This window comes from Thermogutta sp. (assembly GCF_014359955.1).
In the GTDB taxonomy this organism is placed as follows: domain Bacteria; phylum Planctomycetota; class Planctomycetia; order Pirellulales; family Thermoguttaceae; genus Thermogutta.
Genome location: NZ_JACIYL010000601.1, coordinates 1 through 2,805 on the forward strand (window position 1 = coordinate 1; position 2,805 = coordinate 2,805).

The following is a 2,805-nucleotide window of genomic DNA, read 5'->3' on the forward strand; positions in this document are numbered from 1 at the left end:
TTGTCGTTCCCGATGTTACTTGCACATATCATCTCAGAAGCCTTGGGAGGCCCCATTCATGAATTGCCCCTACGGCACACTCCGAGTGCAGTATCCGGGTGGTTTTTGGAAAAGTGCGGGCGGTCGGCATGATCTTCCGTTGGCAGGCGACCCTCTGCGTTGCTACTCTATAGTTTTACCCATTCGATGGTCTCCGGACGAGCGAGCGTGATGGCGCATGGCAGAAGAGCGTGTCGAACTGGCTGTCCAGCCTTTCAATAAAACCGCGTCGGTTACACCGGGCACCCCATTTCTCGAAGTAGCACGGCAGCTTGGCGTCCCGCTGAACCTCCCCTGCGGTGGAGACGGCCATTGCGGCAAGTGCCGGATTCGCGTCGTTCAGGGAACTGCTCCCACCACCCCAGCCGACCTGCGCCATCTGCGTGCGGAACAGCTCGCGGAAGGATACCGGCTGGCGTGCCAGCTTGTGATCACGTCGCCGCTGGTGGTGATTATCCCGTCTGAAACGCTGGCCACCGGCCAGCATCAAATCCTTACGGCGACCGGACAACTCCGCCTGCGTAAGGGGACACCACCGTTCCAGAAACAACTCATCACGCAACTGGACGCGTCCGAAGCGCGATCGCTCGTGGACAAGGTGCAGCGCCAGGCCGGCGATCAGCCCCTCACGTTCAGCGCCATTGCCGAACTCGCTCGGTATGCTCATACGGAGCACACGCTCACCGCACTGGTTGCCGAAAAACGCATCGTGGGATTTGAACCGGGGGATACGCGAGAAAAAAACTTTGGTCTGGCCTTTGATCTGGGCACCACAACCCTGGTGGCATCGCTTGTCGATGTCAACGCCGCCACGCCGCTTGCAGTGGCCGCGCGGCTCAACCCCCAGACTCAGTTCGGCGACGATGTGATCTCCCGCATCCAGTTCGCCTGTGAAAGATCCGACGGGCTCCAGCGACTCCAGCAGGCGGTTCGCAAGGCCCTCAACGATCTTGCCCAAACCGTCATCCAAGACGCGGGGATTTCCCGCCATGAAATTTACCAGGTGGCCTGTGCGGGCAACACCACCATGCAGCATCTTTTGTGCGGATTCCATCCCTCCAGTTTGGGACGGTATCCGTTCACTCCGGTGACAGTCGCCTCCGTCTCCTGTCGGGCCAGGGACATCGGTTTGGAGCTGCATCCGCAGTGCCGCATCTACGTATTTCCGGCCATCGGGGGATTTGTGGGCGGTGATACGGTGGCCGGTATTCTTACCAGCGGACTGCTGGAGGGGGAGACACCGGCACTGCTTGTCGATCTGGGGACCAATGGCGAGATCGTCGTCTACGATGGCCAGTCCCTGCACGCCGCAGCCACCGCCGCCGGTCCAGCTTTCGAAGGCGCCAAAATTAGCTCCGGCATGCGCGCAGCCCAGGGCGCCATCGAACAGATCTGGCGGGATGACCGGGTCGTGCTGCGTTACCGAGTGATTGGAAATCAGCGTCCCACCGGCCTGTGTGGATCGGCTCTTTTGGACCTGCTCGCGATCCTTCTTGACGCCGGCGTCATCGATCCGCAGGGAAGACTGGGGGGATGTGCCGTACACGGCAAGGTCGCTCCCGCTGATGGTCGCGGACCGCTTCATGAGCGAATCGTTGTGCACGAAGGACGTCCGGCTTTTCTCGTGGTGCCAGGAGAAGAAACGGCCTCCGGACAGCCGATCTTTCTCACGCAGCAAGACGTGCGGCAGCTCCAGCTCGCCATTGGCGCGATACGGGCTGGGACGGAGATCCTGCTGGGGCGATTGGGACTGTCCCCGTCGGATGTCCAGGCCGTTTATCTGGCCGGTGGTTTCGGCAACTATATTCGTCGGCGTCACGCGCAACGGGTGGGCCTGCTTCCCTCAGGTATTCCGCCTCAGCGCATTCGCTTCTGTGGCAATACCTCCCTTTTCGGGGCACAGCTTGCACTGGTTTCTGAAGAGGCCCGACGCCATGCTGAAGAGCTTGCCCGGATGGTCCAGCATGTCGACCTGTCGGCTGATCCGGATTTTCGGTGGAAATTCGCCGAGGCAATGATTTTCCCTGATCAAAGCCTCATCCATCCTGAAGCCGACCGTGCGTGACAAGCAGCGGAGTCGTTGCCGCGGAAAATTTATCGGGCTGACAATGTTCAATGGCCCCCGCAGCCCGGGCAACCACCGCCACGGGGATAGTTGGGATTATTGATGACAAACCCGCGTCCCATCGGGCTGTCTACGAAATCGATAACGGTACCGTCGAGGTGAAGAGCGTATTTCTTGCGGGTGACAAGAGAAATGCCGTTGGATTCGTAACGAAAATCGAGCTTGGGGTCGTATTCGGTATCAAAACCGAGGGAATATTGCAGCCCAGAGCACCCCCCTCCACCGATCGCCATCCGCAGAACGGTGTTGGAGTCGAGCTTCTGCTCTTCAATGATGCGTTTAATTTCTGATGCCGCTACCGGGGTGAGACTCACTGCCATAGAAATGTCAACCTCCACTACCAGTTTTCTGGGTTCGCATGTGTTCGCACAAGACGACAAAATCGAGATTTGCATCTCGCTAGCGTACGCCCCCGCCTCGCATTCGCGCACCGGCCGGGGCGACGATGCTCATTTAATCGTATGCAAACAGCCCGGCCGAGCCAAGTCGGCCACGCGCCGATCTACCCCATCTCCGCCGCAACCGCCGAGATAGCGCGGGCGCGATGTGTTGTCGGGGCAGTTCCTGAATTGCCCCTACCTCCGGAGTGGAGGGGCACGCTTGTCGTGCCCGACGAACGGGAATGGATGATCAAACGTCGA

At 59.8% G+C, this 2,805-nt stretch carries 3 protein-coding genes; 2 read left to right on the top strand and 1 reads right to left on the bottom strand.

Translation table 11 applies throughout. The annotated features are described in order from the left end of the window. Positions 1-217 precede the first annotated feature (217 nt). Positions 218-2,104, top strand: coding sequence for an ASKHA domain-containing protein (locus H5U08_RS14865; protein ID WP_297034735.1), 1,887 nt, complete (start codon positions 218-220; stop codon positions 2,102-2,104). Between the two features lie 47 nt (positions 2,105-2,151). Here the strand turns inward: H5U08_RS14865 and H5U08_RS14870 are convergent, their stop codons facing one another. Then, the gene (locus H5U08_RS14870) at positions 2,152-2,484 is read right to left on the bottom strand and encodes an iron-sulfur cluster assembly accessory protein (protein ID WP_297034739.1); all 333 of its coding nucleotides are present in this window, start codon (positions 2,482-2,484) and stop codon (positions 2,152-2,154) included. Positions 2,485-2,625: 141 nt separating this feature from the next. Between H5U08_RS14870 and H5U08_RS14875 the strand changes: the two genes are divergently transcribed. Beyond that, a partial coding sequence (locus H5U08_RS14875; protein ID WP_297034742.1) for a hypothetical protein occupies positions 2,626-2,805 on the top strand: 180 nt, incomplete at its 3' end.